Annotated in this window: 23 protein-coding genes; 9 read left to right on the top strand and 14 right to left on the bottom strand. The window is 64.2% G+C overall.

The annotated features are described in order from the left end of the window. Window positions 1-123: 123 nt before the first annotated feature. The 4 genes from AB0J29_RS16625 to AB0J29_RS16610 all read right to left on the bottom strand — a co-directional run bounded on the left by AB0J29_RS16625 (window position 124) and on the right by AB0J29_RS16610 (window position 6,109). Window positions 124-1,821, bottom strand: coding sequence for a cutinase family protein (locus AB0J29_RS16625; protein ID WP_364786012.1), 1,698 nt, complete (start codon window positions 1,819-1,821; stop codon window positions 124-126). A 510-nt stretch (window positions 1,822-2,331) separates the two neighbouring features. Further along, window positions 2,332-4,134 (bottom strand): alpha/beta fold hydrolase, encoded by a 1,803-nt coding sequence (locus AB0J29_RS16620; RefSeq protein ID WP_364786009.1) that lies wholly within the window; start codon window positions 4,132-4,134, stop codon window positions 2,332-2,334. Further along, entirely contained in the window at window positions 4,134-4,724 is a 591-nt protein-coding gene (locus tag AB0J29_RS16615; RefSeq protein WP_364786006.1) for a TetR/AcrR family transcriptional regulator, read from the bottom strand. Before AB0J29_RS16615 ends, AB0J29_RS16620 begins: the two co-directional genes overlap by 1 nt. A 119-nt stretch (window positions 4,725-4,843) precedes the next feature. Beyond that, complete coding sequence (locus AB0J29_RS16610; protein WP_364786250.1) at window positions 4,844-6,109, bottom strand: MFS transporter; 1,266 nt, start codon at window positions 6,107-6,109, stop codon at window positions 4,844-4,846. Window positions 6,110-6,233: 124 nt separating this feature from the next. On the opposite strand from AB0J29_RS16610, the gene AB0J29_RS16605 reads away from it, so the two are divergent. Beyond that, complete coding sequence (locus tag AB0J29_RS16605; RefSeq protein ID WP_364786003.1) at window positions 6,234-7,160, top strand: LysR family transcriptional regulator; 927 nt, start codon at window positions 6,234-6,236, stop codon at window positions 7,158-7,160. Between the two features lie 144 nt (window positions 7,161-7,304). Here AB0J29_RS16605 and AB0J29_RS16600 read toward each other — a convergent pair whose 3' ends face one another. The 5 genes from AB0J29_RS16600 to rpsF all read right to left on the bottom strand — a co-directional run bounded on the left by AB0J29_RS16600 (window position 7,305) and on the right by rpsF (window position 13,632). Beyond that, entirely contained in the window at window positions 7,305-11,213 is a 3,909-nt protein-coding gene (locus AB0J29_RS16600) for a replicative DNA helicase (protein ID WP_364786000.1), read from the bottom strand. A 705-nt stretch (window positions 11,214-11,918) separates the two neighbouring features. Then, window positions 11,919-12,371 carry a 50S ribosomal protein L9 gene (gene rplI, locus AB0J29_RS16595; RefSeq protein WP_364785997.1) on the bottom strand — a complete coding sequence of 151 codons (453 nt, stop codon included), beginning with the start codon at window positions 12,369-12,371 and terminating at the stop codon, window positions 11,919-11,921. 16 nt (window positions 12,372-12,387) lie between these two features. Continuing rightward, complete coding sequence (gene rpsR, locus AB0J29_RS16590; RefSeq protein WP_040697505.1) at window positions 12,388-12,639, bottom strand: 30S ribosomal protein S18; 252 nt, start codon at window positions 12,637-12,639, stop codon at window positions 12,388-12,390. A 90-nt stretch (window positions 12,640-12,729) separates the two neighbouring features. Further along, window positions 12,730-13,260: a single-stranded DNA-binding protein gene (locus AB0J29_RS16585; protein ID WP_364785994.1), complete on the bottom strand. Its 531-nt coding sequence runs from the start codon at window positions 13,258-13,260 to the stop codon at window positions 12,730-12,732. Window positions 13,261-13,344: 84 nt separating this feature from the next. Next, window positions 13,345-13,632, bottom strand: coding sequence for a 30S ribosomal protein S6 (rpsF, locus tag AB0J29_RS16580; protein WP_040697500.1), 288 nt, complete (start codon window positions 13,630-13,632; stop codon window positions 13,345-13,347). A gap of 304 nt (window positions 13,633-13,936) precedes the next feature. On the opposite strand from rpsF, the gene AB0J29_RS16575 reads away from it, so the two are divergent. Genes AB0J29_RS16575 through AB0J29_RS16565 form a run of 3 tightly spaced genes read left to right on the top strand, consistent with a single transcriptional unit; the run spans window position 13,937 to window position 15,825 of the window. Next, the gene (locus AB0J29_RS16575) at window positions 13,937-15,328 is read left to right on the top strand and encodes a hypothetical protein (RefSeq protein WP_364785991.1); all 1,392 of its coding nucleotides are present in this window, start codon (window positions 13,937-13,939) and stop codon (window positions 15,326-15,328) included. 38 nt (window positions 15,329-15,366) lie between these two features. Beyond that, window positions 15,367-15,651, top strand: coding sequence for a hypothetical protein (locus AB0J29_RS16570; protein ID WP_364785988.1), 285 nt, complete (start codon window positions 15,367-15,369; stop codon window positions 15,649-15,651). A 9-nt stretch (window positions 15,652-15,660) separates the two neighbouring features. Beyond that, entirely contained in the window at window positions 15,661-15,825 is a 165-nt protein-coding gene (locus tag AB0J29_RS16565; protein WP_364785985.1) for a hypothetical protein, read from the top strand. 1 nt (window position 15,826) lies between these two features. On the opposite strand, the gene AB0J29_RS16560 is transcribed toward AB0J29_RS16565, so the two are convergent. The 3 genes from AB0J29_RS16560 to AB0J29_RS16550 all read right to left on the bottom strand — a co-directional run bounded on the left by AB0J29_RS16560 (window position 15,827) and on the right by AB0J29_RS16550 (window position 18,456). Further along, window positions 15,827-16,450, bottom strand: a complete 624-nt coding sequence (locus AB0J29_RS16560; RefSeq protein ID WP_364785982.1) for a Tellurium resistance — start codon at window positions 16,448-16,450, stop codon at window positions 15,827-15,829. A gap of 109 nt (window positions 16,451-16,559) precedes the next feature. Beyond that, window positions 16,560-17,669: a DUF475 domain-containing protein gene (locus tag AB0J29_RS16555; protein ID WP_364785979.1), complete on the bottom strand. Its 1,110-nt coding sequence runs from the start codon at window positions 17,667-17,669 to the stop codon at window positions 16,560-16,562. Between the two features lie 211 nt (window positions 17,670-17,880). Then, window positions 17,881-18,456 (bottom strand): TerD family protein, encoded by a 576-nt coding sequence (locus tag AB0J29_RS16550; protein ID WP_364785976.1) that lies wholly within the window; start codon window positions 18,454-18,456, stop codon window positions 17,881-17,883. Between the two features lie 272 nt (window positions 18,457-18,728). On the opposite strand from AB0J29_RS16550, the gene AB0J29_RS16545 reads away from it, so the two are divergent. From AB0J29_RS16545 to AB0J29_RS16525, 5 genes are read left to right on the top strand one after another with little or no spacing between them, the layout of a single operon-like run. Then, the gene (locus tag AB0J29_RS16545; RefSeq protein ID WP_364786247.1) at window positions 18,729-19,853 is read left to right on the top strand and encodes a hypothetical protein; all 1,125 of its coding nucleotides are present in this window, start codon (window positions 18,729-18,731) and stop codon (window positions 19,851-19,853) included. A gap of 49 nt (window positions 19,854-19,902) precedes the next feature. Then, window positions 19,903-21,114 (top strand): HpcH/HpaI aldolase/citrate lyase family protein, encoded by a 1,212-nt coding sequence (locus AB0J29_RS16540; protein WP_364785973.1) that lies wholly within the window; start codon window positions 19,903-19,905, stop codon window positions 21,112-21,114. Beyond that, window positions 21,111-22,535 carry a phosphoribosyltransferase family protein gene (locus tag AB0J29_RS16535; RefSeq protein WP_364785970.1) on the top strand — a complete coding sequence of 475 codons (1,425 nt, stop codon included), beginning with the start codon at window positions 21,111-21,113 and terminating at the stop codon, window positions 22,533-22,535. Before AB0J29_RS16540 ends, AB0J29_RS16535 begins: the two co-directional genes overlap by 4 nt. A 50-nt stretch (window positions 22,536-22,585) precedes the next feature. Beyond that, the gene (locus AB0J29_RS16530; RefSeq protein ID WP_364786244.1) at window positions 22,586-23,701 is read left to right on the top strand and encodes a cysteine protease StiP family protein; all 1,116 of its coding nucleotides are present in this window, start codon (window positions 22,586-22,588) and stop codon (window positions 23,699-23,701) included. Continuing rightward, window positions 23,701-24,543 (top strand): HAD family hydrolase, encoded by an 843-nt coding sequence (locus AB0J29_RS16525; RefSeq protein ID WP_364785967.1) that lies wholly within the window; start codon window positions 23,701-23,703, stop codon window positions 24,541-24,543. The genes AB0J29_RS16530 and AB0J29_RS16525 overlap by 1 nt, the downstream gene beginning before the upstream one ends. Before the next feature lie 119 nt (window positions 24,544-24,662). Here AB0J29_RS16525 and AB0J29_RS16520 read toward each other — a convergent pair whose 3' ends face one another. Further along, window positions 24,663-25,415, bottom strand: coding sequence for a hypothetical protein (locus AB0J29_RS16520; RefSeq protein WP_364785964.1), 753 nt, complete (start codon window positions 25,413-25,415; stop codon window positions 24,663-24,665). 105 nt (window positions 25,416-25,520) lie between these two features. Beyond that, window positions 25,521-26,288 carry an AIM24 family protein gene (locus AB0J29_RS16515; protein ID WP_364785961.1) on the bottom strand — a complete coding sequence of 256 codons (768 nt, stop codon included), beginning with the start codon at window positions 26,286-26,288 and terminating at the stop codon, window positions 25,521-25,523. Window position 26,289 lies beyond the last annotated feature (1 nt).

Below are 26,289 nucleotides of genomic sequence, written 5' to 3'. Positions count from 1 at the left end.
GAAGGCATGCGCAACGACTTCGGCATTGCCAACCTCGGCCGATCTGTGATGGCGCTGTCCGATAAGGGAAGTCGGTGCAGGCCCGCGACGGCGGCAGCCGTGCGGACCCGCGCTCCTGGTCGGTCAGGGGTGACTGGTGGTCGGGGTCGTGGATTGCGTTGTCGTGGTGGTGGGTTCGGTGGTGGTGGGGTCGGTGGTGGTGGGGTCGGTGGTGGTCGGCTTCGGTGCCTGAGTCGTCGTGATCGTCGAAGTCGATGGTGTCGTCACTGCCGAGGTGGTCGTCGGCGGCGTCGTAGTCGTGGTCGTCGGCGGTGCCGTGGTTGTGGTCGGTGCCGTGGTCGTCGGCTGGCTCTTGACGTCCGTCTTCGCGGGGGCCGCCTTGGTGGTCGTCGGTGCGGTGGTCTTGCTCGGTTCGGTGGTCTTGGTCGTCGAGGTCGCTGCCTGGTAGGCGGCGGCGAGATCGGCCGACTCCGGCTTGGCGGTCTTGTCGACCGGTTGCCCCGCCTGCGCCTGCTTCGCCAGATGGGTGAGCCAGGCGGCCGCGTACTCGGCCGATGTCAGCGGCTTACCGTTGTCCGGGTTGGCGTCGCGCCAGTAGTCGAAGTGGTGACCGGTCGCATTGGGGCCGAGCGTGAGCTGGTAGGGATCGCTCATGATCACCGGGATGGTGTTCTGGTTCGTCACGATCAGACCGACGATCTCGTTGAACACCTTCTGCGGCAGATAGGCCAGCGGCGACATCTCGTTGGTCGAGATCGATTCCGCCTTGGCCGGAGTCTTCGGCGTCTGCCCCGGCTTGTATTCCGGATCCGAAACCCTCAGCAGCACTTGAAGAAACGTTTCATCGCTCTGCATCCAGTTCGGCTGCGACTGGATATCCGCGAATGCGGTCATCGCGATTCGGCCGAGGACAACGGCGACATCCTGTCCGGTCGCCGGGGTGAGCCCGTCGCGTTCGAGTGCGTCGACATTCAACTGCCTGCCCACATTCACCGCCAGCTGCAGCAGTGAAATGTTCTGTGGTGCCGAGCACGTGAGATCGCCGTCGGAGCAGAACGACGCGATCTTGCCGTTCAGCGCACCGAAGTCGCCGCTGGTACCGGGCAGTGCGCCCTGGCCCGACGCGGTATTCCTACCGTTCTGATACCTCTGGTCGAAACCGTCGGGATTGCTGTACGGATCCTTCGCGCCTGGGAACGGACCATCGCCCGCCGAACGTCCGGCGTCGGCGAGGATGACGACACCGACGACATCGGCCGGATCGACGATGCCGTAGCCACCATCCTTATCCGCGGCCTGATGGCCGATCGTCTTGGCGACGCGGCGCACGACGTCGGCGCCCTCGCTGTAGCCGACGATCGAGAACTTGGTGTCCGGGCAGGCCTGTGCGATTTCCCGCATCACCTGTTCGGTATTCGCGACACCTGTATTGACGGCATCCTCGTAGGTGTCCATATTCGCCGGATACGCGATGTAGACGGCGGCATACGAGCCGGGATCGACAGCGTTGGCCGGTGCGTTGACCACCGGATCGACCCATTGGCTGCTGTGATCACCGGACAGCGCCGCGGGCAATGCGTTGCCATTGGCATCGACCAGCATCTTCGTGGTCGCGGCGTCCGGCGTATCCCGACGGCCGGCGACCGATATGGTCACCATGTCGTGACACTCCGTGACGGACGCCCGCAGGCGCGTATCGACGGTTTCGTGCGTCGATGTCAGTGCCACGGACGTGGCGACAAGCGCCGCCACCCCCAATGCCGCGGGCGCGACGACGGCCGAAGCCATTCGATGGCGCGCGAAGAACTCCCGAAGAGCCATGTCCCGTTCCCCAATCCAAAAACCGACAAGTGGACGGACAAGGCCTCCCGACAGGCCATGCGTCTTGAATGACGTCGGGCTCGAGCGTCGGATCGTTACACAAATGGTTACGATCCGGCCGAGTTATATATCACTATTCAACGGCACGCTCGATTGAATTACGCTATTCAACGGCATGGTCGCTGTGGTGGTTCTATGCCGTCAGCGCCGATCCGCTCACACGGTGGGCGCGCCCGGCCGGTTGACTGCTCAACCCGCAGCTCGGCGGCCAGATCGAGGCCGATATCGCTGCTGCGCGGCGAGCCGCTGCGGATTTCCCGTCCAGGGGGAAGACCTTTCATGCCCACGGCGGCTATTGTTTTCACCGGGTTCAGTTCGTCGCCACGGAAATCTGCCAGGCGCTATCGAATCCGGCGACCATTGTCGCCTATCTGGGCCGCCAATTCTTCCCCCGCCACGACCGGCCTGATTCTGTCCTGGGTTCGCAACTTCCGGACAGGTTCTGATCGCTTATCGCGTGAAACGGCTCGGTACGGCTCCGGCGATCGTATTCGCCAATTCAACCGGGTGTGTCAGTTGCGGGTGGTGGGCGGCTCCAGCGATCGTGCTGAATTCGGTTCGGGGCGAGAGTGATTCGAGCAGGGCCGGAGTGAGCGGGTCCGCGCTTCCGGTGATCACGTGGACCGGTCCGGGATGTTGCGCGAGCTTGGTGGCGAGTTCGCGGCGCCAGCGTGCGTTCGTCGTTGCGGCGAATAGTGCGGCGACGTTGGCCGCGACGTGCGCGCGACGCAGATCTTGGACGCTCGATTGCAGCATCGCCGCGTGGTCGGGCGAGCCGGTGAGCTTGTCGGACAGGGCATTCGGGCTCAGTCGACGCAGATACCACCGGGTCAGGTTGGTGGCCCGTGCCGAAATCCCGGCACTCGGCTGGAGAAAGAACGGGGCGACCAGCGTGATCGATCCGACCTTGTCCGGATGCGCGGCCGCCGCCTCGACCGCCGCGGCGGCGCCGATGGAGTGCCCGACCAGGTGTGCCCCGGGTGTTCGTTCGAGCAGTGCCTCGAGCCATGCGTGCCAGTCACCGCGACCGTCCGCGGACATCCCGAGCCCGGGCAGGTCCAGAACCTGGGCATGGCCGATGTGCGCCGCGACCGGAGCCCAGGTGTCGGCATTGACCGGCAAGCCGGGCAGCAGCACGGTGGGCGCGTCGGGCTCGCCGATCCGGAACGTTCGGACACCGGCGTATTCGTCGAAAGTCCGTGCGGCACTATCGGTTGGCGCACTACCGAACCGGTGCGCGGCGAGATGGTCGGCCCAGCGCAGGATCGTACGGGTGGTGTCGGGCAGGTCGAGGCCATGCCTGCGGGCCAATTCGTGCGCCGAGTCCGTGGGATACCGGTCGGTGGACAGGAACGTCAGGGTCTCTGGATCGGCCTTCGTCAACCACGGCGGAAGGCACCGCACCAGCGTGACCGGGATGCGTATGCGCGGCACGGGCACTCGATAGTGGCGACCGACTGTCGACAGCAGGGTCGGCAGTGCGGGCGTAGCGTCGTCGAGCACCCAGTACGCCGCACCGGCCGTGGCGGGATCGGTGGGGAGCAGGGTCATGAAGCGGGTCAGATAGTCGACCGGGATCACCGGCACAAAAGTGCGAGAGTTGCCCGGAAGTGCCGCAACAGTGCCCTGCCAAATCTCTTTCACACTCGCCGCCAGGCCCAGTTGCTGATCGGATTCACCGGTGCCGCTCGGCCCGATGACCGTGGGCGGGTTGACGATCGACCACGGCACGCCGAGTTCCTCGGCGGCGGCCTGGAATACCGCATCACCCTCCACCTTCGACGCCTCGTAGGCGCCGAGACGGCGATGGGTTCGTGCCACCCGCTCCGGGCTCCACGGAACCGTGGTCGGGTCCTGGCCGCCGACTCGGTAGCCGGAGACATAGACAAGCCGGGACAGCTGCGGCAGCCGCGCGGCGAAGGACACCACCGAGCGGACGCTGTCGACATTGCCGTGCCGCGCCTCGTCGGTCGTCATACCGAATCGGTAAGCGCCGGCACAGTTGTAGACCTCGGTGATATCCGCCCACGCCGACTCCGCGCCCGGAACCAGGGTGTCGGCGTCGAAGTCGACAATCAGCATCGTCGGAGCCGTCCGGCATCCGTGGTCGGTCAGCCAGGTCGCCAGTCGCGTGAACGATTCGCGGCTGCGGACCGCGGCGGTGACCTGGACGCCGGCCTGGTCCAAGGTGAGAATCAGATTGCGTCCGACAAAGCCGGTGGCTCCGAATACGAGCGCATGCCGTGCGGCCATCACTGCACCGTCCCTGGCTGGTCGAGCAGGGCAGCCAGCAGCTGTGCCGTGCTGTGCAACGGTTCCACATCGCGTTTGGCGCGCGCCACAATCACTGCACCCTCGACCGCGCTGACCGTCGCTGTCGCCAACGTGCGCGCCGCTGCTTCCGAATGCCCTGCCGCTACCAGGTATTCACGCACCGGCGCGATCCACGATTCGAACGCCGCCGCACACGCGGCACGCAGTCGCTCGCTGTGCGCGCCCATCTCCAGCGTGACCACCGAAACCGGGCAGCCGAGCTGAAAATCGCTGTCCGCGACCAATCCGGCCAGCACCTCCACAACCCGCCGAATCGCCTCCCCTGGGGACGCCCCCGGCTGCGCCGTCTCGTTCAGCAAGGTCCGAAACCGATCGGTTGCCAACTCGATCGCCTGCTCCCCGAGCTGCTCCTTCCCCTCCGGAAAGTGGAAGTACAACGACCCCTTCGGCGCCCCCGCATGCGCTACGACGGTGTTCACCCCCGTACCGCTATACCCCCGCGCCTGGATCAACTCGAGCATTGATTCCACCAACTGCCCACTCGTCTGAGCACCCTTGGACCTAACCATGGATGCCATAATAGACCGGTCTATAGATTTTGTGTGTCCGAGCTGGTGACCCGATGTCGCACGGTCACGCCCAGGTTCACCTCATCGAGAAGGCGCTGCTCGGACAGCCTGATGAACGCCTACACGTCGCCGGAGCGAACCGGCTCTTCATTCGACGGAATCAGGCCGGTCGATTCAGGCGTCGCGACATGCCGCGGCAGCAGGAACGGCGTGCCGAGCAGCAGCACCCCAGCCAGCGCGATAGCCGCCCGCGGGCTGGTGAGCTGTGCGAGCAGACCCCACAGCACGGTGATCGCCGCGATGCTGATGCTGGTGGTGATAGACCACGCGGCGAGGACCCGGGCTTGGCGATCGGCAGCGGTGTTGTTCAACCGGTACGTGACGAGGACAGGGCTGAAGATGCTCGCGCAGATGATCAGCCCGAACTCGGTGATCATCACGGTCACCAGCCCGATCGGGCCTGGCTGGACGAACGCCAGTCCAAGGGGCCAGCAGGCACGCAGCGTGCCGAAGACCCGCAGCACCGTCGATTCGCCGAAGCGGGCGGCGACGCGACGCGCCAGTCGTGACCCGATCAGACCACCGATACACGGAACGGCGAATGCCAGCCCGTACTCCCAGACCGGGAACCCCAAATGGGCGAGCATCAGTACCGACAACAGCGGCTCCGCGGCCATGATCAGCCCGTTGACCAGCATGGTGTTGACGAAGAACCGACGCAGCGTGTGATTGGTGAGGATGTAGCGCCAGCCCTCTGCGATGTCGCTCCACCGACGCGTTGGGGCCGTCCTCGGCTGCGGGGGCTGCTCGGCTTCCCTGATCGCGGCGATGCCGAGCGCCGAGAGGAGGTAGCTCACCGCATCGACGACAACGGTGGTTACCGGCCCCAACAGTCCGATGGCGGCGCCCCCCACCGGCGGTCCGATGACCGTAGCCGACCACGTGGTGGACTCGAAACGACTGGTGGCCACCAAAAGTCCGTCGGCGGGGACGATGGTCTTCAGGTATGCGCCACTGGCCGCGGTGAACGCGATCTTCGCCGCCGCGGTGACGATGGCAACCACCAACAGTTGTGCGAACGACAACGCACCCAGGCAGTAGGCGAGCGGTATGGATGCCATCGCTGCGAAGCGGATCAGGTCCGTTGCGATCATGACCGGTCGCTTGGTGCGAAACTCCATCCATGGCCCGAGCGGGACCGCCAGCAGCGCGCCGATCGCGAGCCCGGATGCCGACAAGGCCGCGACTTCCGCCGAACTAGCGTTCAAGACGGTGATAGCAACAACCGAAAACGCTCCGAACCCGAGACCGGTCCCGTAAGCGCTGACCGCATAGGCGGCCCACAACCACCCGAACGCTCGACCCAGGTTCGCTCTCCGCCACATATTCAGCACCCGCTTCACATTCCGACTGTTGTCCGGGAGATTGAAGCCGGTTGACGGGCGCCGGCGCCAACAACGAATCACACGGAGTGTCACAACTTTTCGTTGTGGTAGTAGATTTACGCGCGTGGATCTCGATGTGGTTCTTACCTTCGTTGCGGTTGCCGAGACCGGCCAGTTCCAAGCAGCAGCCGACGATCTGAGAATCACCCAGCAGGCCGCGTCCAAACGAGTGGCCACGCTGGAGCGTGAACTCGGCGTTCAGCTTTTCGCGCGGATCGCCAGGGGGGTGCGGCTCACCGTCGACGGGCAAGCATTACTGCCGCATGCCCGTGAACTTCTCCGTGCCGCCGAACGCGCCACAGCGGCCGTGACACCGGGACGCAGGGCCCTGCGGATCGATGTCGTGAGCCGCAGGATCGCACCCGCCGGTGTCCTTTACGCCTTCTACCAGCAGCACCCCGATATCGAGCTCGATGTCATCGCCCTGACCAACGCCGACGCGGAATCGGCGCTGGCCGAAATCAGTGCCGGCACTGTCGATGCCACCTTCAGATCCCTACGCGGCCACAAGGTTCCGGACGGACTGCGGTCCGCGCGAGTGATCGACGACCGGCACGAACTGCTGGTCGGCCCACGACACCCATTGGCGAACGCCAAGACCGTGACATTGGCCGAACTCACCGATCACCCCATCTGGATGCCCGGCATGTCCGACGCCGAACCGATCGGCTACTACCACGATCTGGCGACCGCGTTCGGACTCACCATCGACACGATAGGGCCGATGTTCGGCATCGAAGCACTGCTGGCCGAACTCGCGGACTCGACCCAACTCGCCACCTTCGTCTGCGAAGGCTCCCGATACCTCTGGCCGGAAAGCTACGACCTGCGCCGAATCCCTGTCGTCGACCCCACCCCGGTCTACCCGCTCTCGGTGATCTGGCGAGCAGACAATCCGCACCCCGTCCTCGCAAACTTCCTCGACTACCTCCGGGCAAGATACGAGACGACATCCAGCGACGACGTCTGGACCCCGGACTGGGCGCGCTGAAACGGGGGATGACGCCAACGGCCGTGGTAGACGCGCCGTGGCTCGCGGTCGACGATGTCGCATGGCCTACCACGAAGCAGGCACTCTCACGCGAAGCCTGACCACTGGGGCCGAACATTTCTTCAAGACACCCGATATCCGAGGTCAACCACGGGCCATATCGACAAAACGAGACAGATGCAGCTGGTGCGCGACAGTAATAGTCGCGGTTGGGCCATTACGGTGTTTGCCGACAATCAAATCGGCCTCACCACCACGCGGATCATCGCGCTCGAATGCGTCGGGGCGATGTAAAAGAATCACCATATCGGCATCTTGTTCCAGGGAATTGTGCGCCGAAATGCCTTGTGCCACAAAATTATGTGTCCCAGGAACTGTGCCGTCGTAGACATCTTGCTCACCGAGGCTGGTGATTTCGATGATTCTATCCCAGAAGACGTCGTTCGTTGCGAGCATCTCGATGTCGGCGTCGTCGAGGATGGCGGCGACTCGGGCCAGGCGGGAGCGGCTGGGAGAGTGCTTCCACATAGTGGAGCCGCAGAAACGTGAGCCCATTGCGGCAGAGAATTCGCGGTGGGACATGTCCTTTGCAGACAGCAGGTCGCGGACCTTGGTCCAGACCTCTTTGGGGACCGTGTCGACATTCGTGTTACGCGCTATCGGTTCCAGTTCGGTCAGTGCTGATTCCGCGGCATGTCCTCGGGCGCCGTGGACGCCGGTATCACGCAAGAAGATGGTTTGGTTGTCCGCACCATCGACGGTCAAATGCCAGCAGTCGCGGTAGCCCGTCTTGGGAACCCTTTTGATGCGTCCGTGCACACCCAGGCGCAGCAGGAGTTGGGCCAGGTCATCGATGAGGCGCCGACTGGTCGATGCGTAGTACACGCGGGCCTGGCGCCCCTTCGCGTCCCAGCGAACCGAGCCGTCGGTGGCCCACAGGTGGCGCACGAAAAGTGCGATCTGATCGTTGGGGAGCGCGAATACCTGCTGGGGGACGAACTTCTCGTAGCTGCGCAAGCCGAACAGGCCGAGTTCGTCCAGCCATGCGGCGATGGGATTGCGCTTGCCATGAGTCAGCCGGCCCGGAGCACGCAGTCGCAGTGTTGTTACGCGGGCCGCGGCATACTCATCACGAACCGCGGTGACCCCGAAGTGCGTTGCGGCTTCAGTGACCGCGGTGAGGTTCTCCTCATCGATGCTGGCATAGCGGATCGGCTGCCGTTTCACGCAGGAGCCGTCGCCGATCATGTGTGCCAACAGGACTACTTCGGCGTCCGCCATCCGGGTTGTGTGCACCGGCTCCGGTACCCGACGCGGAGTCGCGATGCGATCGCCGATGGCCAACTTCTCCAGCGCGATCCAGCCGTCGACGGTCAGGAACGGGTGGTTGCCGGTTGCGTCGACTTGACGCCCGGAGGCGAGTCGCAGACGGAACACTTCCTTGCGACCGCTCGGAAACACCTTCACCATCGGACGCGCCACCATCCGCATCCGTTCGTCCAGCGACCAGACGAGCGGCTGCGCACCGCTGGCCAGCAACTCCCCAAGAGTGGTCTCACCGCCGGTGTCGGCACGCAGAATTCGAGTCGAGGCAGGCATGCAACCGGACTCACGAAGGTCGGACACCATCGGACGCTTATCTGTTCGCTGTTCCGGACCACGGTTCAGCTGACTGATCGCGATCACCGGAACTTCGAGTTCCTTGGCGAGCAGCTTCAAATTTCGCGAGAAATCCGAGACTTCCTGCTGCCGGGATTCGACCTTTTTACCCGAGGTCATCAGCTGGAGGTAGTCCACCACAACGAGTTTCAGATCGTGGCGCTGCTTGAGCCGCCGCGCCTTCGCGCGAATCTCCATCATGGTCAGGTTCGGCGAGTCGTCGACGAACAAGGGTGCCTCGCTGATCTCGCTCATTCGGCGAGCCAGTTTCGTCCAGTCGTCGTCGCTCATGCGCCCCGAACGCATGTCGCCCAGCTTGATCTTCGCCTCAGCGGAAAGCAGGCGCATCACGATTTCCGTGCGACTCATTTCCAGCGAGAAGATTACGCTCGCCAAGCCGTGCTTGATCGAGCAGCTTCGCATGAAATCCATACCGAGCGTGGAATTATGGGTCGGAATCATCGAACGTCCGGCCAAATAGAGGTGGTCGATGTTGTCGACTTCCACGCAGCGGACCGGCACACTGTCGATCCTGCGGATGTCGACGATGTACCGGGAACCGGATGGCGCGGTATTGCGGCCGGCGCGTCGTTCCTTGTGCAGCAATGCCTTTCGGTAGAGGCCGAATACTTCCTCGTCGGTCGAGAATGTCAACGTGTACGCGATCGACGAATCCTCGGTTCGGCCACCGACGCGTTTGGTCGAAACACCGCAGCGGTATCCGAGGCTGACGACCAGCTCTCGTACATCGCGGAGCAGACTTTCGCTGGTCACGCAGAACTGGACCGAACCACCATGTGTGACAGTGCCATCTGTGTCCAGCAAACCAGCGAGGAGCGCGCGACGTTGGGCTTCGGATGAACGCAGGTAGTCAGTAGGAATGTGCTTGTTGCCGAGGACTCCGATGGTCCGGAGTCGAGCTTGCACACTGCCCACGCTGTTGCGGCACCCCTGGCACAGGCGCAGCCCGATGGACGGCCCGCCACACCGCGAGCACGTGGGCGCCGCGACCGGTGCGGAGTAAGAACGCGCTTTTCCGCCGCAGGATCTGCCGCAGGTACGAACTTCGCTGGTCTGTGGGACGAATTCCTTCCCACAGACAACGCATTCGCGAGGATCGATCGGAGCGTCGGTGGGTAACTGCAGACAGTAGCGCAGGTGTGCGGAGCGGGACGGAACCGCGACGATGCCTTCGGCTTCGATGCAGGCGATGATCTCCGGGTCCGCCGACGTGATCTGGGCGGTCGCCGAGGTGCCATCACCGAGCCATGCACCGAGTGTGTATGGCGGTACCAACAAGTCGCGTGCGGGGAGCCGCAGCGGCTGTGTATTGGTCACCGAATGGTTGAGCCGACGATCTGCGGTGTCGCAGCGCAGCGTGTTCGCAATGTCAGCTGTTGTTCGTATAGCTGCGAACGTGCGCTGATTGCGGTAGCGGTTGCGGCCGGTGGCGGCCTGCTGCGCCGACCGCCGCGACGCTCGAGTTTCTGTGAGCCATTGGTGCTGCTCGTCGGCGACGATCACGGTGCCGTCGGAGAATTCGACCTCGTAGCAGGGCCGGTCGGTCATGACTTCGGTGGCGGCCAAGACGCGAGTGGGGTGGCCTTGGGCGTCGAGGAGCTCGTCGCCTACGCGAACCTCACCCATGGTGGTCCAGCCGGTGGGGGTGGGCAGGGGGGTGTCGAGGGCCAGGGCCTTCCCGACGCCAGGTCGAGCCGCGACGATGATCATTTGGCCGGGGTGCAGGCCGTTGGTGAGTTCGTCGAGTTCGGTGAAGCCGGTGGGGACGCCGAGGGAGATGCCGCCGCGGGAGGCAATGGAGTCGATTTCGTCCATCGTCGGCTGCAGGAGTTCCTCGAGTGGGAGGAAGTCTTCGGTGGTGCGGCGTTCGGTGACCTCGTAGACCTCGGCCTGGGCGCGGTCGACGACCTCGGCGATGTCCTGGCCGTCCGCGCCCGCGTAGCCGTATTGGACGATGCGGGTGCCTGCCTCGACGAGGCGGCGCAGAATCGCCTTCTCGGCAACGATTTCGGCGTAGTACCCGGCGTTGGCGGCGGTGGGGACGGTCTGGGTGAGGGTGACCAGATACGGCGGGCCGCCGATGCGCTTGAGTTCGCCACGGCGGTCCAGACCCGCGGCGACGGTGACCGGGTCGGCGGGTTCGCCGCGGCCGTAGAGATCGAGGATCGTGTCGTAGACCGCTTGGTGGGCCGGGCGGTAGAAATCGCCGGGGCGCAGCACTTCGACGACATCGGCGATCGCGTCCTTGCTCAGCAGCATGCCGCCCAGCACGGACTGCTCGGCCGCCATATCGTGCGGGGGTTGCCTGCCGAAGTCCTCCCCGGGCGGTTCGGGCGGGTAGTCCGTGTGCCCGCGGTCATCGGTGGTGGTCACCAGACTCGACCGTCCTCTCTCGCCACTTGCAGGCCGCTCGAAAACGCCTACCCGCCGACCCGATTGATCACTCGTTGTACTCCCGGGCTACGACACATTCGGCAGCGCACCGCGGTCGAGAGACCTCGCCGGCGGGCTCACCTGCGGTTCCAGCAAACCGCCGCGACTGGTGCCGAATCATGCCGTTCCGGGTGGTGCGTGCATGATGCTGCGACGAACCTAGGCGACCGAACGGGCAGTCGCCAAACCACACTGTGTACACACCTGTGGATAAGTTGGGGACTGTTTACCTGATGTTGTGCACCCCCTGTGTACAACTTGGGGAAAACCCAGGTCGCGCTGCTCAAACACGCTGATAAATATCGATTTCTTGATCTATCCACGTGTGGATGAATGAAGCGTCGGCGTGTCGGTTTAGTTGAACAGCCGGGCGTGTTGGGGGTGAACAGCACGTTCGGCAGATATGGCGTAGATCACATTGCGTCTGGTTGGTTTTCGCGGCGATCCACAAGCTGAATAACCGGTGGTAGAGCCGATAGCAGCGAGCTGCCGAGAATGGTCCGGATCACCGTTCCGGCCATTGCGCAAACTTTGGGCTATTTCGGTGCGGGGCATAGTTCACCTAGGCCGCGACCACACTGGATCGATGCCGCACGGTCGAAGGCCACCCTTGTGCCGAAGCGCAAGAGTGGCCTTCGAAGGACCTCAGTTCGCGGCGACCTGCAGGTCGAACTTCGCGACCACATCGGGGTGCAGGTGCACCACGACGTTGTGCTTGCCAACCGTCTTGATGTGCGACTTCGGCAGATCGATGCTGCGCTTGTCGACGATCGGCCCACCGGCCGACTTGATGGCGGCGGCGACGTCGGACTGGGTGACCGAGCCGAACAGCTTGCCGGTGCCCGCGGTCTTGACCGACAGCGAAACCGACTCCAGGCCCTCGATGGCCTGCTTCAGCTCATTGGCGTGATCCAGGTCGCGCACCTTGCGCGCGTCCTGTGCCCGACGGATGCCCTCGACCTGCTTCTGCGCGCCACGGGTGGCGACGATCGCCAAGCCGCGGGGCAACAGGTAGTTGCGGCCGTAGCCGTCCTTGACCTCCACGGTGTCACCGGGGGCACCGAGGTTGTCCACATCAGCAGTAAGAATCAACTTCATTGCGATGTCTCCCTTCTCAGCGAGCCGTCGACACGTAGGGCAGCAGGGCCACCTCACGCGAGTTCTTCACGGCAACGGCGACGTCGCGCTGGTGCTGCACGCAGTTGCCGGTGACCCGGCGAGCGCGGATCTTGCCGCGATCACTGACGTACTTCCGCAGCAGGGCGGTGTCCTTGTAATCGATATTGACGGTGCCGGACTTGGCTTCCTTGCAGAAGGTGCAAGCCTTCTTCTTCAGCACCTTTTCGCGCGCGGGCGCTTTAGGCATGGTTACTCCGTAATCAATGATGGGCTGATCGTTTCGAGCGACCGGCAAGCAGTCGCTGCGAGAACAGATTCAGGCCGATGTGAGCCGTTCTCAGAACGGCGGTTCGTCGTCTACGCGGCTGCCCCCGAAGGAGCCCGCCGCGGGTGCGCTGCCCCACGGGTCGTCGTCGGCGCCGGAACGGCTGCCGCCGCCACCGCCGGTCGGAGCGAAGTTGCCACCGCCGCCACCGGAACCGAAGCCGCCGCCCCCGCCGCCGCGGCTGGCCTTGGCGACCTTTGCGGTGGCGTAGCGCAGCGAGGGACCGACCTCGTCGACCTCGAGCTCGACGACCGTGCGCTTCTCACCCTCGCGGGTTTCGTAGGAGCGCTGCTTCAGTCGTCCGCTCACGATCACCCGAGCGCCTCGGGTCAGGCTTTCGGCGACATTCTCCGCAGCTTCACGCCAGATATTGCAGCGCAGGAAAAGCGCTTCGCCGTCTTTCCATTCATTCGAATTACGGTCGAACACGCGGGGAGTCGATGCGACGGTAAAATTCGCCACCGCAGCGCCCGCGGGCGTGAATCGAAGTTCGGGATCAGCCGTCAAATTTCCGATGACGGTGATGACCGTGTCGCCTGCCATGTGGTTCCTCCTGCTCGGTATGCAGTCCGCAGTGCACTCGCTGTTGCGTTAGAGCCTAGAGACAGGCACCGACGCAAACGAGGGTCACTTGCCGTGGCGCAGAACCTTGGTGCGCAGCACCGACTCGTTGAGACCCAGCTGGCGGTCGAGCTCGCTCACGGTGGCGGGCTCGGCGGTCAGATCGACCACGGCGTAGATGCCTTCGGCTTGCTTGGCGATCTCGTAGGCGAGCCGGCGGCGGCCCCAGATATCGACCTTGTCGACCTTGCCGCCATCGGTCTTGACGACGCTCAGCATGTTGTCCAGCGACGGACCAACAGTGCGCTCGTCCAGGCTCGGATCGAGGATGACCATCACTTCGTAATGACGCACGGACCAATCACCTCCTGTGGACTAGGAAACGGCCACGGACGGTCCGTGGCAGGAGGGTCGTTGCGTCAGCAACCCGACAAGGCTACATGAACGCCCGTTGAGCAGCGAAAGCTCCCCACGATTACCTTCGCAACATCTGATTTCGCATGCACATGGGTAGCTCACCGGGTACGTCCAGCACTCGACCCAACGACTGACCGGCCGGCCCGCGACGCGACTATCGAGGCTGTTACGACCGGCAAAAGGCTCGGGGAGGCGGGGGAGCCGTGGGCGCGGTCTGCCTCCGCCACCTAGTCTTGACGTCATGTCGACCCGACCGGCCGCCGGCGACGTGATCGCGGGCCGCGTGCAACGCACAACAACGCTGGCCGCGGTGGTGGTGTTGCTGTGCGGGTTCACGTTGGCGCTCGCGTATGCGAACAAGGCGCGGTGTGCGGGTGCGCCGTTCGCCGAGAACGGTCGCAGTGCGATCTTCGATGTGATCAAGGATTCGGATGTCTGCTATTCCGATATCCAATTCCTGTGGCTCGGGCGCGACATCGATCAGCACGTCTTTCCATACCTCGACGGCGGCATTACCGATGACGGCACGCTGACCGGTGGCGCGGTCGAATATCCCGTGCTCAACGGCCTGCTGATGTGGCTCGGCGCGGTCGGCGCCGATAACGACGCGGAATTCCTACTGCATTCGGCACTGCTGCTGGCGCCGTTCGCCTTGTTGACCGCGTTGCTGCTGGTCCGGCTGGCCGGGCGGGCGGCGCTGCTGTGGGCGGCGGGACCGCCGCTGGTGCTCTACGCATTCCACAACTGGGAGTTACCTGTGGTCTGCATGGCGGTCGCCGCGGTGTACGTGGTGACCGCGCTGCCCCGATATTCATTGCGTACCAGGGGAATTCTGGCCGCCGTACTGCTCGCTGTCGGTTTCTGCCTCAAGCTGTATCCGGGCATTTTCGTACTGCCATTGCTGGCCTACGTGCTCACCGGCGGTCCGCACGATAAGTACGATCGGACGCCGACGCGGTTCGATGTGCGCGGTGCCTTGCTGACCGCCGGTGCGGCCATAGGCACGGTGGTCGTGGTGAATCTGCCGTTCGCACTTGCCGGTTACGACGGCTGGCGCGCATCGATCACCTTCCAGCAATTGCGTCAGGCCGATATCACCACGAATTCCATTTGGTACTGGGGACTTCGGCAGCTCTTCGCGCAGGATGCCCATGGCGAGAACGCATTTCAGCAGACGGTTTCGATCGCCTCGCCGGCGCTGGTGCTTACCTCCTTCGCGCTGGCAATGTGGTTGGGCTGGAAGCGATTCACGATGACCGGTACCTTCCCGTGGATCGGGGTCAGCGGCGCGATGCTGTGCGGATTCCTGCTGTTCCACAAGGTGCATTCGCCGCAGTACACGCTGTGGTTGGTGCCGTTCATGGTTTTGCTCGAGGTGCCGTGGGCGGCGATCGGCGCGTATCTGATCGCCGATGCCGCGATCGGGATCGGCGTATTCCGGTATTTCTATTCGATCGGATCCGGCAATTCGGTCGATTCGATGGAGAACATCGTGCAGTTCGGCGTCTGGGGACGTGCCGCCTTGCTGGTGGTGTTCTTCTTCCTGTTCGTGCGTGCGGTGCCGCGCGGATTCCGACCGGAACCGCCGCCGATACCGCGGTTCGAACCCGGCAGCCTCGTCCCGGTGGCCTAGTACCGAATTCCACCGTGGCCGTACTCGACCAACCGAGCATGTCACTGGTCGGCCCGCTGCTGTGTGTGTGGTCGGGTTTGCTTGGCCCCAGCGTCGGCACGATCTACCAGAAACGCTTTGTTCCGCAGGTCGATTCGCGTGCCGCCACCAGCACATGGCCGTCAGCGCACCGGTCGCTGGCGTATTGGCCTGGAGCACTGATCAATTGCATATCCGAGATGCGACGCGATTCACGCCAGTCGCTGACCTGGATGGTGCTGATCAATTCGATGGTTGAATTCCTGCTGCTGAAGGCGATGCTGAAGCGTTGGGAGGCAACGTGAGTCGGGCCGTTGTTCTTCGCGACGCCCGCGGTCACGGCCGTGCTGGCCTGGCTGTTCATCGACGCTGCGGCCCATCGCCCCGCCGGACTCGGCGTCGGACTGCTCGGCATGGTGTTCGCATCGCGTCGTCAGGCGCCCGTGGTCGAGCAGCGCCAGCCGGTGCCCGTGCGCTGAATTACTTCCTGGCGCCGTGCCATGTCATGCCCCAGTTGTACGCCTCGTCGATCGCGCTCTGCGCACCATGGATGTAGTTCACTTCGCGATGCACGGTGATGCCCGGGCCCTGATTCTGTAGCAGCGCGATCGCACACGACCGTGCACCGTCCACCGGGGAGTCCAGCCGGACTTCGATCTGCGGACCGGAGGTGGGGTACAGCGTCGCCACCCCGCCGGCCGCGGCCCAGTTCGGCACGCCGTCGTAGATGTAGGCGAAGATCAGAATCCGCCGGAACACCTCGGGCCGAGCGAGATTGATCTGCATATTCTCGCCGCCGGCCGACGCGCCGCTGCGATCGTCACCGTCGAGCAGGATGAACGGTTCGGATTGCAGCGAGCCGAAGTTATTGCCGATGGCCTGCACCACACCCTTGGCGCCACTGGACAATTCGTACAGGCAGCCCAGGTCCAGATCGACCGCCTTGGCGCGGCGGAAGAAGCCCTTCGGGCCACTGGACCAGTTCAGGTTGACCCGCATGGTGCCTTGCTGATCACCGGGTTTGGTGAGGGTGATGCTCGGCGTGGCCTTCGACAAGGTCACCGTGGACCGGCTCACGCCCGGAGTTTCGTTCGACATCGCCATCCCCCTCGGGAAAAGAGAAGCGGCAGCGGCTGTAGGCCGCCGCTAGCGACTGATTGCGAGTCGCTCGAAAAGATCGGCCGCTGCTGGTTCTTCGGCTACGCGCCGGAATTCAGGCTACCGGGGTGACCTCTCGCTCGGTCTCCACTTCGGGGGTGTCCTCGCCCCGATTCCGAATGATGCTGGTAATGAACGCAGCGCCGATGAACGCAACGCCCACGAGACCGGTGAAGAGATCGTTGATGTGCACGCCGATCGAGACGAACAGGATGACCGCCAGCGCGCCGATCGCCCAGTGCGCGCCGTGCTCCAGATATACGTACTCCGACAGCGTGCCCTTGCGCACCAGGTACACGGTGATCGAACGGACGAACATGGCGCCGATCAGACCGAGGCCGAGCGCGATGATGATCGGGTCGGAGGTGATGGCGAAGGCGCCGATGACACCGTCGAAGGAGAAGGACGCGTCCAGCACTTCGAGGTACAGGAACAGGAAGAACGCCGCCTTGCCCGCGGCCTTGACCAGCTGGGACGGCCCGCCGTCCGCGGATTCCTCGAACTCCTCGGTGTGGAACAGCGAACCGAGCCCGTCCACCACGATATAGGTGATCATGCCGAGCAGACCGGCGACCAGGACGGTGGCGCGGTCTTCGTCGCTCGCGATGAGTTCCGCGGTGAGCACCAGGCCGATGGCGGCGACGACCACCGAGAGCATGTCCAGCTTGCCGAGTCGGGCGAGCGGCTTCTCTACCCAAGACAGCCAGGTGATTTCGCGTTCCTCGAAGATGAAGTTCAGGAACAGCAACAGCAGGAACATGCCACCGAACGCGGCGATCTGCGGATGCGCGTCGGTGAGCAGCTTCTCGTAGCTGGGGCTGCCGTCCGGGAAGACCAGCGCGTCATCGGCGGGCGGATTCAGCGCCAGATCGAACGCCTTCACCGGGTTCAGGCCCGCGGTGACCCAGACGATCGCCAACGGGAAGACCAACCGCATGCCGAATACGGCGATGATCACGCCGATGGTAAGGAAGATCCGCTGCCAGAACTCGTTCATGCGCTCGAGCACAGTGGCGTTGATCACCGCATTGTCGAACGACAGCGAAACCTCGAGGACACCCAGGATGGCGGCCAGCGCCAGCGCCGTCGGCCCGCCGTACAGGAATGCCACGATGAGCGATACCACCGTGACAACGATGGACATGCCGAATATGCGCAAGACCACGCGGAGACCCTTTCCGTGCGGCGGTCGAATATCTGTCCGAGCGCGCCATTTCCGATGTACCCGAGGGCGGGATCAACCCGCGGACGAATTGATGGTTCCAGCGTCGGCACGGAACCGTCGATTGTCCAACGGAGCGGCGGGGCGAATCGTTCCGCGGACAAGGTGTACAGGGGGCTCCCGTCGCCGAGCCCCCTGTAATAAGCAGTACGTTTTAGACGTTCACACCGTAGTCACGGGCGATCCCCGCCAGACCCGAGGCGTAGCCCTGCCCGATGGCGCGGAACTTCCACTCGGCGCCGTTGCGGTACAGCTCGCCGAAGACCATGGCCGTCTCGGTCGAGGCGTCCTCGGACAGGTCGTAGCGGGCCAGCTCGGTGCCGTTGGCCTGGTCGACAACGCGGATGTAGGCGTTGCGCACCTGGCCGAAGGACTGCTGCCGGGTGTCCGCGTCGTAGATCGACACCGGGAAGAAGATGCTCTCGATCGTCGGCGGCGTGTTGGCCAGATCGACCTTGATCACCTCGTCGTCGCCTTCACCCTCACCGGTCAGGTTGTCACCGGTGTGCTCGATGCTGCCTTCCGGCGACTTGAGGTTGTTGAAGAAGATGAAGTGCTTGTCGGACACGACCTTCTTGTCCGCACCGGTCGCGATCGCACTGGCATCGAGATCGAAGTCGGTGCCGGTGGTCGTACGAATATCCCACCCGAGCCCGACGGAGACAGCGGTAAGGTTCGGCGCCGCCTTCGTCAGCGAGACATTGCCGCCCTTGGACAAACTGACACCCATGCGGGGTTCCCTTTCATTAGACGTCTGTGTTTCCCAGCACTGTCCGAATCGCCGGGTACGTCCTACGACAGTAGTGGCTTTCGGCAATCTTGCGTAGGAAGTGATGTATCCCTCGGCGAACCGGAACATCTCGCTCGCTTGCGCCGAGCCGAGGCGGGTGCACCGCCTAACATCGGGGCGTGGCAGGCCGTAGGCATGGATGGTTCCGGTCGTCCGGGCACAATGAATGGATTGCACAGGCTCGGTCGACGGTGGCGGCCGCGTTCCTGGATATGGATCGGCGGCAGAGCGTCGCCGAGGCGGCGGTGCACGCCAGTGAACAGGTGTTTCCGGAGCGACGGATGGGCGCGAAATGGGAACCCGTGCGCAGCAGGTGCTATGACGCCGCGGGCGCATATCTGACGTTCACCGAGGAAATGGATAACGCCGAGCGCGACGACACGGCGATGCCGCAGGGGCCGGCGCGGGTGGATCCGCTGGCGCGGCAGTTGGCCGACGCGGCCCGTGCCGTCGATGAGTTCTATCACGGTAATCAGTCCCAGCTCGAACAAGCCGTCGCCGTGCTCGGCACGGTGCCGCAGTTCGCGCAGCAAGTGAAGATCGTGGCGGCGGGCGTGCGCGGGCAGGCCGCCGAATCCGAATACGCTGGCTACCCCTCGGTGCGCCAGCACGCGGCGGCGGTGGATGAGTCGCTGCTCACACTGGAGGCGCTTGGTTCCGAAGTGCCCGCCGCGCAGATCCGGGAGGCCGCCAACCGCTTGGAATCGGCGACGAAAGCGTTGGCAGAAGCCTTGGCGCAGGCGCCATCTCGGGCCGCGGCGGCGGCCAACGCGATCACCTCGGTTGGCACCAGATTGGCCGCGGTGCACACCCGTGACGAACGGCTGGCACCGGCCTACTCGGAGTTGCTCCGGGAGTTCAATGCTGCGAGTTCGGCGGATCTGGCTAACAATGGGCAGGAAAGTCAACGGGCCATCGAGGCCGCGGACGCCGCCCTCGTGCGGGCGCGTGTGGCGGCGGCCGAAAACAATCCGGAGTCTGCGCTTGATCTGACCACATCCGCACGGGGGTACCTCACCGAGGCCGAACAGTTGATCGACGCTGTCACCAAACGGCTGACATTGCTGCGCGAGGTCCGTGAGAATCCGCAAGAGAGGGCCAAGGCCGTACGATTTCGGCTGCGGGACGCACAAATGCTCGCGGTGAGCCGCGGGCTCGTCGGCGAATGGGGATCTGTGCTCGATGCGCAGGTGGACCGGATCGACCGAATCACCGAAAACCTGTCGGGACGGCACCCCGACTACTGGGCCTACGTGGCCGAATTGGATACCGTCGCGGAATTCGTTGGCGGGGTAGTGGATCGAATGAGAAAACAAGCAGGACCACGACGAGAATGAGGCCAGGGTTTATGCGGCCACCGCCATTAGGGATGAGGACAGCGAAGCGATGACCGCGGGCATCATCGTCCAGCAACAGGTCTCTCTGCGAAAGCAATTGCCACTGCGCCATTTTCGCCAGTTGCATGGCCCGGAAGCGCGGCACCTGTTCCACCGACAACCGGAACCGTTCGGCGATGAGGCCGACCGGGAAATTCTGGCGATCGCGCTCGGCGCCACGCTGTATGCGCCCGCGACTCGTCATGATCTCGCCTCGACGATAAGTAAGCGCGCCGCACGTGGCGTGTGTTCGATGGTCATCGATCTCGAGGATGCGGTCGCCGATCACGAGGTGGAATGGGCCAAACACCAGACCATCGTGACGCTGAATCTGCTTGCCGAGAGCGAGGATCCGAATCCGCTGCTATTCGTCCGGGTCCGCGATGCGGATACCGTGACCGAAATCGTCGAACAGCTCGGCGCCGGGGCGGCGGTACTGACCGGTTTCGTGTTTCCGAAATTCGACAGTGCGAGCGGCCCGAAATATCTCGCGGCGCTCGCGGTGGCCGCTGAGCGGCTCAGCAGGCCGGTCTACGGCATGCCCGTCCTCGAATCGCCCGCGCTGGTGCATCGCCAGACCCGGGATCAGGAGCTGACCCGGATCGCGACGCTTTTGGCCGAGCATCGGGATCGGATACTCGCGGTGCGCATCGGTGCGACAGATATGTGCTCGACCTTCGGCATTCGGCGGGACCGGGATCTGACCATCTACGACGTGCGGGTGGTCGCGGATGTCATCGCCGATATCGTGAACTACCTGGGGCGTTCGGACGGTACGGGTTTCGTGATCACCGGACCGGTCTGGGAATACTTCGCCGATCACGAGCGGATGTTCCGGCCGTTGCTGCGGACCGCGCCGTTCGAGGAGTCCGATGCGGTGCCGTTCCGGCGCTATCTGGTCAGTCGCGATTTGGACGGTCTACTACGTGAGATCACACTGGACCGGGCCAATGGGATCCAGGGCAAGACGGTCATCCATCCGTCACATGTGGCGGCCGTGCATGCGCTATCGGTGGTGACCCACGAGGAGTATTCGGATGCGCTGGACATTCTGCAGGTCGATGTCGGCGGGGTGGCGGCGTCCGGATATCGGAACAAGATGAACGAGATGCGGCCGCATCGCAGTTGGGCACGGCAGATCCTGCTGCGGGCCAGGGTTTTCGGTGTCGCGAAGAAGGGTGTTTCGTTCGTGGATCTGTTGACGGCGTTGGTGACTGAATGAGAATCGATCCCTGGGCGACAACGAATTTGGGTTTCGAGTTGCGGCACGAGCGGTCGCACGGTGGCGGATCGGTTGATGTGCTGCCCGCTGAATTGCCGATCGACACCTTGATTCAGCCCGGATTGCGGCGTAATCCACGCCGTGCGCACCTGTTGGTTTCGACGGTGCTCGGAAAACATCTGCCGACCGATCCGCGGGTGGTTCTCGGTGCGGGCAATCGACTGGGCGATCTGGTGCGTGACGTGCTGGGCGATCGCGAGGCCGTGGTGCTCGGATTCGCCGAGACCGCAACGGGTTTGGGGCACTGTGTGGCGGCCCGGATCGGAGCCGGATGCTATCTGCATTCGACCCGTCGCGAGGTGCCCGATGCGACTACCCTGACCGGCTTCGAGGAGGGGCATTCGCACGCCACCTCGCATCTGCTGCAGCCTGCGCCCGCGGATATCTTCGTCAACGATCTGCCGCTGGTGCTTGTCGACGACGAGATCTCCACCGGTGATACGGCGATCGATGCGGTGCGGGCACTGCACGCGTTCTCGCCGCGTTCGCATTATGTGCTGGCTTCGCTGGTGGATATGCGGACCGAGGGTGATCGGGCACGGTTCGAGGCGGCGGCCGAGGAGTTGGGTGCGCGGATCGATACGGTGTGTCTGGCGTCCGGGCGTACTTCGCTGCCCGAGGATCTGGTCGAGACGGTGTCATCGATGCCCGATCCCGAATTGAATCCCACTGCGGCGCAGCGCGGTTCGTTCGATCGCGTCGAGTTGCCGTGGCCCGCCTCGGTGCCCGAGGGCGGTCGGCACGGGATTCTGCGGTCCGATACCGTCGCGTTCGAGGCGGCGCTCGCGCGGGCCGTGGCGGCATTGCGGGTTCGTCTCGCCGATGGTTTCGCTGGTCGGCCCGCGATTGTGCTCGGGCACGAGGAGTTGATGTACCTGCCGTTGCGGTTGGCGGCCGAGCTCGCCGATGCGGGGATTCCGACGCGATTTCAGACGACGACTCGCTCGCCCGCGTATGTGCTGGATGAGCCGGGTTATCCGTTGCGGCGCGGATTTCGGTTCATCGCGCCCGAACCCGGTGAAGTGGAACCGCGGTATCTCTACAACGCGCACTGGATCGATGATGCGCACTCGGAACTGCAGGCACTGAACGAAGGTGCGGAGGTCGGCGAGGGGGCAGTGGATGATGCGGGATCGACGGAGGCCGCAGCGGTGCGTTCGGTCGAAGCCCGGCCGGTGCTGGTCGTCGTCATCGATACCCCAGCCGATACCGATGAACTGCTGGTCGAGGGCGGCCTGATCGATGTGCTGACCGCATCCGGTGACGATGTCGTCTTGGCAGTGCTGCCGGGCGCGGATCCGCGACTGTTGCATGCCGAACGGACCGATGCGCCGTCGTCCGCCGAACCGAGAGTGCTGTGAGGTCGAACGCCGTGCCGGAATCGAATATGTCTGCGCAATCGGCCTTGGACCTGCCCGTTCCGCTGCACGGCCCGGCCTTCGGATCGTATGCGGCCGAGGAGGTTTCCTGGCTGCTGAAGGATCTGTCCGACCTCGACCTCGAGGCCGATGTGGCCGAGCGGGAGCGCCGGATCCAATCCGGTGCCGCGCATTATGCGGAATCGCTGCCGATCGAATATCAGCCCGATGCGGCATATCGCTCGCTGTTCGACGAGGTGTTGGCCGAGAGTGCCGAGCGGCTCGCGCTCGCCGTGGCGACGGTGTCGGAGCTCGTTGTCGCCGAACGCGGTACCGATATCGTGCTGGTCTCGCTGGCGCGGGCGGGTACGCCGGTCGGGATTCTCATGCGGCGGTGGTTGTGGTCGCGCGGGGCCCGTCTCGATGTGCCGCACTACGCGGTATCCATCGTGCGTGGTCGTGGTATCGACGCCGTCGCACTGGATTATCTTGCCCGGCACCATGACCCGTCATCGGTAGTATTCGTGGACGGCTGGACCGGCAAGGGTGCCATCACGCGCGAACTCACCGAAGCGCTGGACGCCTACCATGCCGCGGGCGGTGCCCGATTCAATGATGAACTCGCCGTGCTCGCCGACCCGGGATATTGTGTACGCACCTACGGCACCCGAGACGACTTCCTGATCGCCTCCGCCTGCCTGAATTCGACAGTCTCCGGACTGATTTCGCGCACCGTGCTCAATGACACGCTGATCGGCCCCGGCGATTTCCACGGTGCGAAGTTCTACCGCGAGCTGGCAGCCGACGATGTCTCCGGCCGCCTGCTCGACACCGTGACCGCCGCCTTCGATGCGATCCGGGATCGCGTACCCGCCGAATTGGCCGCCGTGCGCGCCGACGACCGGATGCCGACCTGGACCGGCTGGGCCTCGGTCGACAAGGTGCGCGCGGAATACGGCATCACCAGCGTAAATTTCGTGAAACCCGGTGTCGGCGAGACGACTCGAGTATTGCTGCGACGGCTGCCGTGGCGGGTGCTGGTGCGTGCGGCGGACGCACCGGAACACGCGCATATCCGCCTGCTCGCCGCGGCCCGCGGCGTCCCGGTCGAGGTCGTACCCGATCTGGCCTATTCGTGTATGGGATTGATCAAGGACGTGCAGCAGTAATGCATTTGCGAAAACTACGAAGACACGCGCTGATCGCTACCGATCTCGACCGAACAATGATCTACTCGCGCAACGCTTTCCACGCGGCCACCGAAGTGCCGACGGTCTGTGTGGAACACCTCGAGGGCGCACCACTTTCGTACATGACAACCACCGCCGCCTTGCGAATGCAGACCCTGGCCGAGCCCGCCGCCGTCATCCCCACTACCACTCGGACCATCAAGCAGTTCGAACGTATCCAATTGCCCGGCGCCCCTTGGCGGTACGCGATCACGAGCAATGGCGGGAACATCCTGGTCGACGGCGTGCCGGATATGCGCTGGCGCATCGATATCGACGCGCAGGTGCGCGCGAGTGGCGCGACGCTGTCGGAGGTGAATACCGAACTGCGTGCGCGCATCGACGATTCCTGGGTCACCAAATTCCGGGTCGCCGATCATCTGTTCACCTATCTGGTGGTGCAGCCCAAGGAAGTACCCGACGGCTTCCTTGCCGAATGGGATGCCTGGTGCCGCCCGCGTGGCTGGTCGGTTTCCCAGCAGGGCCGCAAGATCTACACGATGCCGCTGGCCGTCTGTAAGAGTCACGCGGTGCGCGAAGTCCGCCGCCGCCTGGTCGAAAGCGGCGAACTCGCCGCCGCGGCACTGACTCTCGCGGCGGGTGACGGTGCACTCGACGCCGAAATGCTGCGTGCCGCGGACTCCGCCATCCGCCCGCGCCACGGTGAACTCGAACAACTCAACTGGACCCACCCCAACCTCACCATTACCCGCGCCTCCGGAATTCTGGCGGGCGAGGAGATCGTCAACTGGTTCATCAAGGCCGCGCCGGACGCCACATAGCCGACCCTGTGGCGGAAATGCTGTCCTTCGCTGAGCGTTTCGGGCCGGCGTCGAAGTCCTGACGGCGGCACCCGCAGACCAGCGTCGGGTGCTCGACGAGACGGCGATGCCGTGACCGGTCAGCGGTTGCGGGTGCGGTTGAGCCAGTCGAGGGCGTCGCGGAGGGTTGGGGAGTGGTCGAGGGCCGGTGGTTGATAGGGGTGGGGATTTGATGCGGCGGGGTCGGACTGATCGGATGCGTGGGGCTGGTTGGGATACCGATGATTCGGTGCAGGGGGATAAAGTTCCGGCTCGGTGCGGCGCTGGTTCGGGCGGGGGAAGGACGGATTCGTGGGGAAGGAGAGCTTCGGCGCGGATTGTGGCGGCGTTGCTCGGGGCGCGAAGTGGTCGAGTAGGGAGCCGGAAGTCCCCTTGTCGGGGGCGAATGGGACTCCGGTGGAGAGAGCACGCAATCCGAGGGTGAGCATTTCGCCGACCATGCTGATGCCGATGGAGAGGGTGGTGGGGCGGGCGTCGTGGTGCATGCCCATGCTGGTGCCGAGAGCACTGATGGCGAACCCCGCGACCATCGAGACGGCCCAGACGATGACGGTGCGCACGGTATAGCGCTGCCACAGATGGCCGTCGCGGGTGAAGATGCCGATCGTGGTGCCGCGCAGCGCGCCGAAGGCGAGGCCGACGCCGCCGCCGATGATCAGCCAGGTGATATCGGTGCCGTTGAGGTCGGCGACCTTGGTGAGGCTGTAGCTGCCGATCGCCAACAGGACGACCGGGGGACCGAAGGTGTCGCGGGCGTTCATCGGTTCGCCGTAGAATCGTTTCACCACCACCGCGATGACCGCTATGACCGCGATCACAAGTCCGATACTCATAGTGCCTCCCAATACGATGTCTGCTGTTGGGAAGCTATTCGCCGGTCCGGGTGTGTCGAGTCCGCCGAAAGTTGGAACCCAGGGATGATCCCCGGGTCATCCGGTTCAGTAATCGTGCTGCTGAGCGCCCAATTGCTGGGCAATGACGCCCTGCAACCGCTGCAGGCCACCGACGCTCATACCGCTCTGCAATTGCCCCTCGATGGTACGGACCAGCGTGGAATCGCTGAGGATCTTCTCACTGGATTGGATGAGAACCGTTCCGGCCCCGGTGAAGTCGAATTGGCGCTCTTCACCGGAACTCACCCCGAAGCGCGCCGCGCCGCTGGCCAGGAAGCCGGTGATCCAACGCTGGTCGTAGTGATGACTGGGCGACGGGCAATCCGCCCAGCCGACAAGGGCTTCCGGATCCACACGCAGCGGCGGCTCGGCGAACATGACCGGGCCATTGGAGGAGGCCAGGAATTTGCCGGTGCCGATGAGGGTGAGGAATCCGGGGACGATGGACTGATTCAGCGACAGCCCCGGCTCGAAGGCGAGCAGATTGGCGGCGCGAATGGTGAGGTTGCCATTGTCCTCGAGGTCATAGGAATTGATGTCGTAACCGCGGTCGCCGATGATCAGCTTGCCGTGGCCCTCGGCGATCACATAGTCGCCGGTGAACAGCGGTGCGGAGAACTGCTGCGAGACCATATGCAGCAGGCCGCCCTGCAATCCGTGGGTGAGCATCTGGAACCGCATATCGCCGTAGTATGCAATCATCGCGCCCTTGCGCATGAACCACGGTTTGTTCAGGTCGATGCAGTAGGCGTAGCTGTTGCCCGGAATATTGTCGCTCGCACCGAGATTCAGCGGATTCAAGATTTCGGTCATG

This window comes from Nocardia sp. NPDC049707 (assembly GCF_040674855.1).
GTDB lineage: Bacteria > Actinomycetota > Actinomycetes > Mycobacteriales > Mycobacteriaceae > Nocardia.
This window is presented reverse-complemented; position numbering and strand designations above follow the sequence as displayed.

Bases quoted from the DNA above. Each gene is read 5' to 3' on its own strand.
- AB0J29_RS16625 (WP_364786012.1), bottom strand. From the start codon at position 1,821: ATGGCTCTTCGGGAGTTCTTCGCGCGCCATCGAATGGCTTCGGCCGTC.
- AB0J29_RS16620 (WP_364786009.1), bottom strand. From the start codon at position 4,134: ATGGCCGCACGGCATGCGCTCGTATTCGGAGCCACCGGCTTTGTCGGA.
- AB0J29_RS16615 (WP_364786006.1), bottom strand. From the start codon at position 4,724: ATGGTTAGGTCCAAGGGTGCTCAGACGAGTGGGCAGTTGGTGGAATCA.
- AB0J29_RS16610 (WP_364786250.1), bottom strand. From the start codon at position 6,109: ATGTGGCGGAGAGCGAACCTGGGTCGAGCGTTCGGGTGGTTGTGGGCC.
- rplI (WP_364785997.1), bottom strand. From the start codon at position 12,371: ATGAAGTTGATTCTTACTGCTGATGTGGACAACCTCGGTGCCCCCGGT.
- rpsR (WP_040697505.1), bottom strand. From the start codon at position 12,639: ATGCCTAAAGCGCCCGCGCGCGAAAAGGTGCTGAAGAAGAAGGCTTGC.
- AB0J29_RS16585 (WP_364785994.1), bottom strand. From the start codon at position 13,260: ATGGCAGGCGACACGGTCATCACCGTCATCGGAAATTTGACGGCTGAT.
- AB0J29_RS16575 (WP_364785991.1), top strand. From the start codon at position 13,937: ATGTCGACCCGACCGGCCGCCGGCGACGTGATCGCGGGCCGCGTGCAA.
- AB0J29_RS16570 (WP_364785988.1), top strand. From the start codon at position 15,367: ATGTCACTGGTCGGCCCGCTGCTGTGTGTGTGGTCGGGTTTGCTTGGC.
- AB0J29_RS16560 (WP_364785982.1), bottom strand. From the start codon at position 16,450: ATGGCGATGTCGAACGAAACTCCGGGCGTGAGCCGGTCCACGGTGACC.
- AB0J29_RS16550 (WP_364785976.1), bottom strand. From the start codon at position 18,456: ATGGGTGTCAGTTTGTCCAAGGGCGGCAATGTCTCGCTGACGAAGGCG.
- AB0J29_RS16545 (WP_364786247.1), top strand. From the start codon at position 18,729: ATGGATCGGCGGCAGAGCGTCGCCGAGGCGGCGGTGCACGCCAGTGAA.
- AB0J29_RS16540 (WP_364785973.1), top strand. From the start codon at position 19,903: ATGACCGCGGGCATCATCGTCCAGCAACAGGTCTCTCTGCGAAAGCAA.
- AB0J29_RS16535 (WP_364785970.1), top strand. From the start codon at position 21,111: ATGAGAATCGATCCCTGGGCGACAACGAATTTGGGTTTCGAGTTGCGG.
- AB0J29_RS16525 (WP_364785967.1), top strand. From the start codon at position 23,701: ATGCATTTGCGAAAACTACGAAGACACGCGCTGATCGCTACCGATCTC.
- AB0J29_RS16520 (WP_364785964.1), bottom strand. From the start codon at position 25,415: ATGAGTATCGGACTTGTGATCGCGGTCATAGCGGTCATCGCGGTGGTG.
- AB0J29_RS16515 (WP_364785961.1), bottom strand. From the start codon at position 26,288: ATGACCGAAATCTTGAATCCGCTGAATCTCGGTGCGAGCGACAATATT.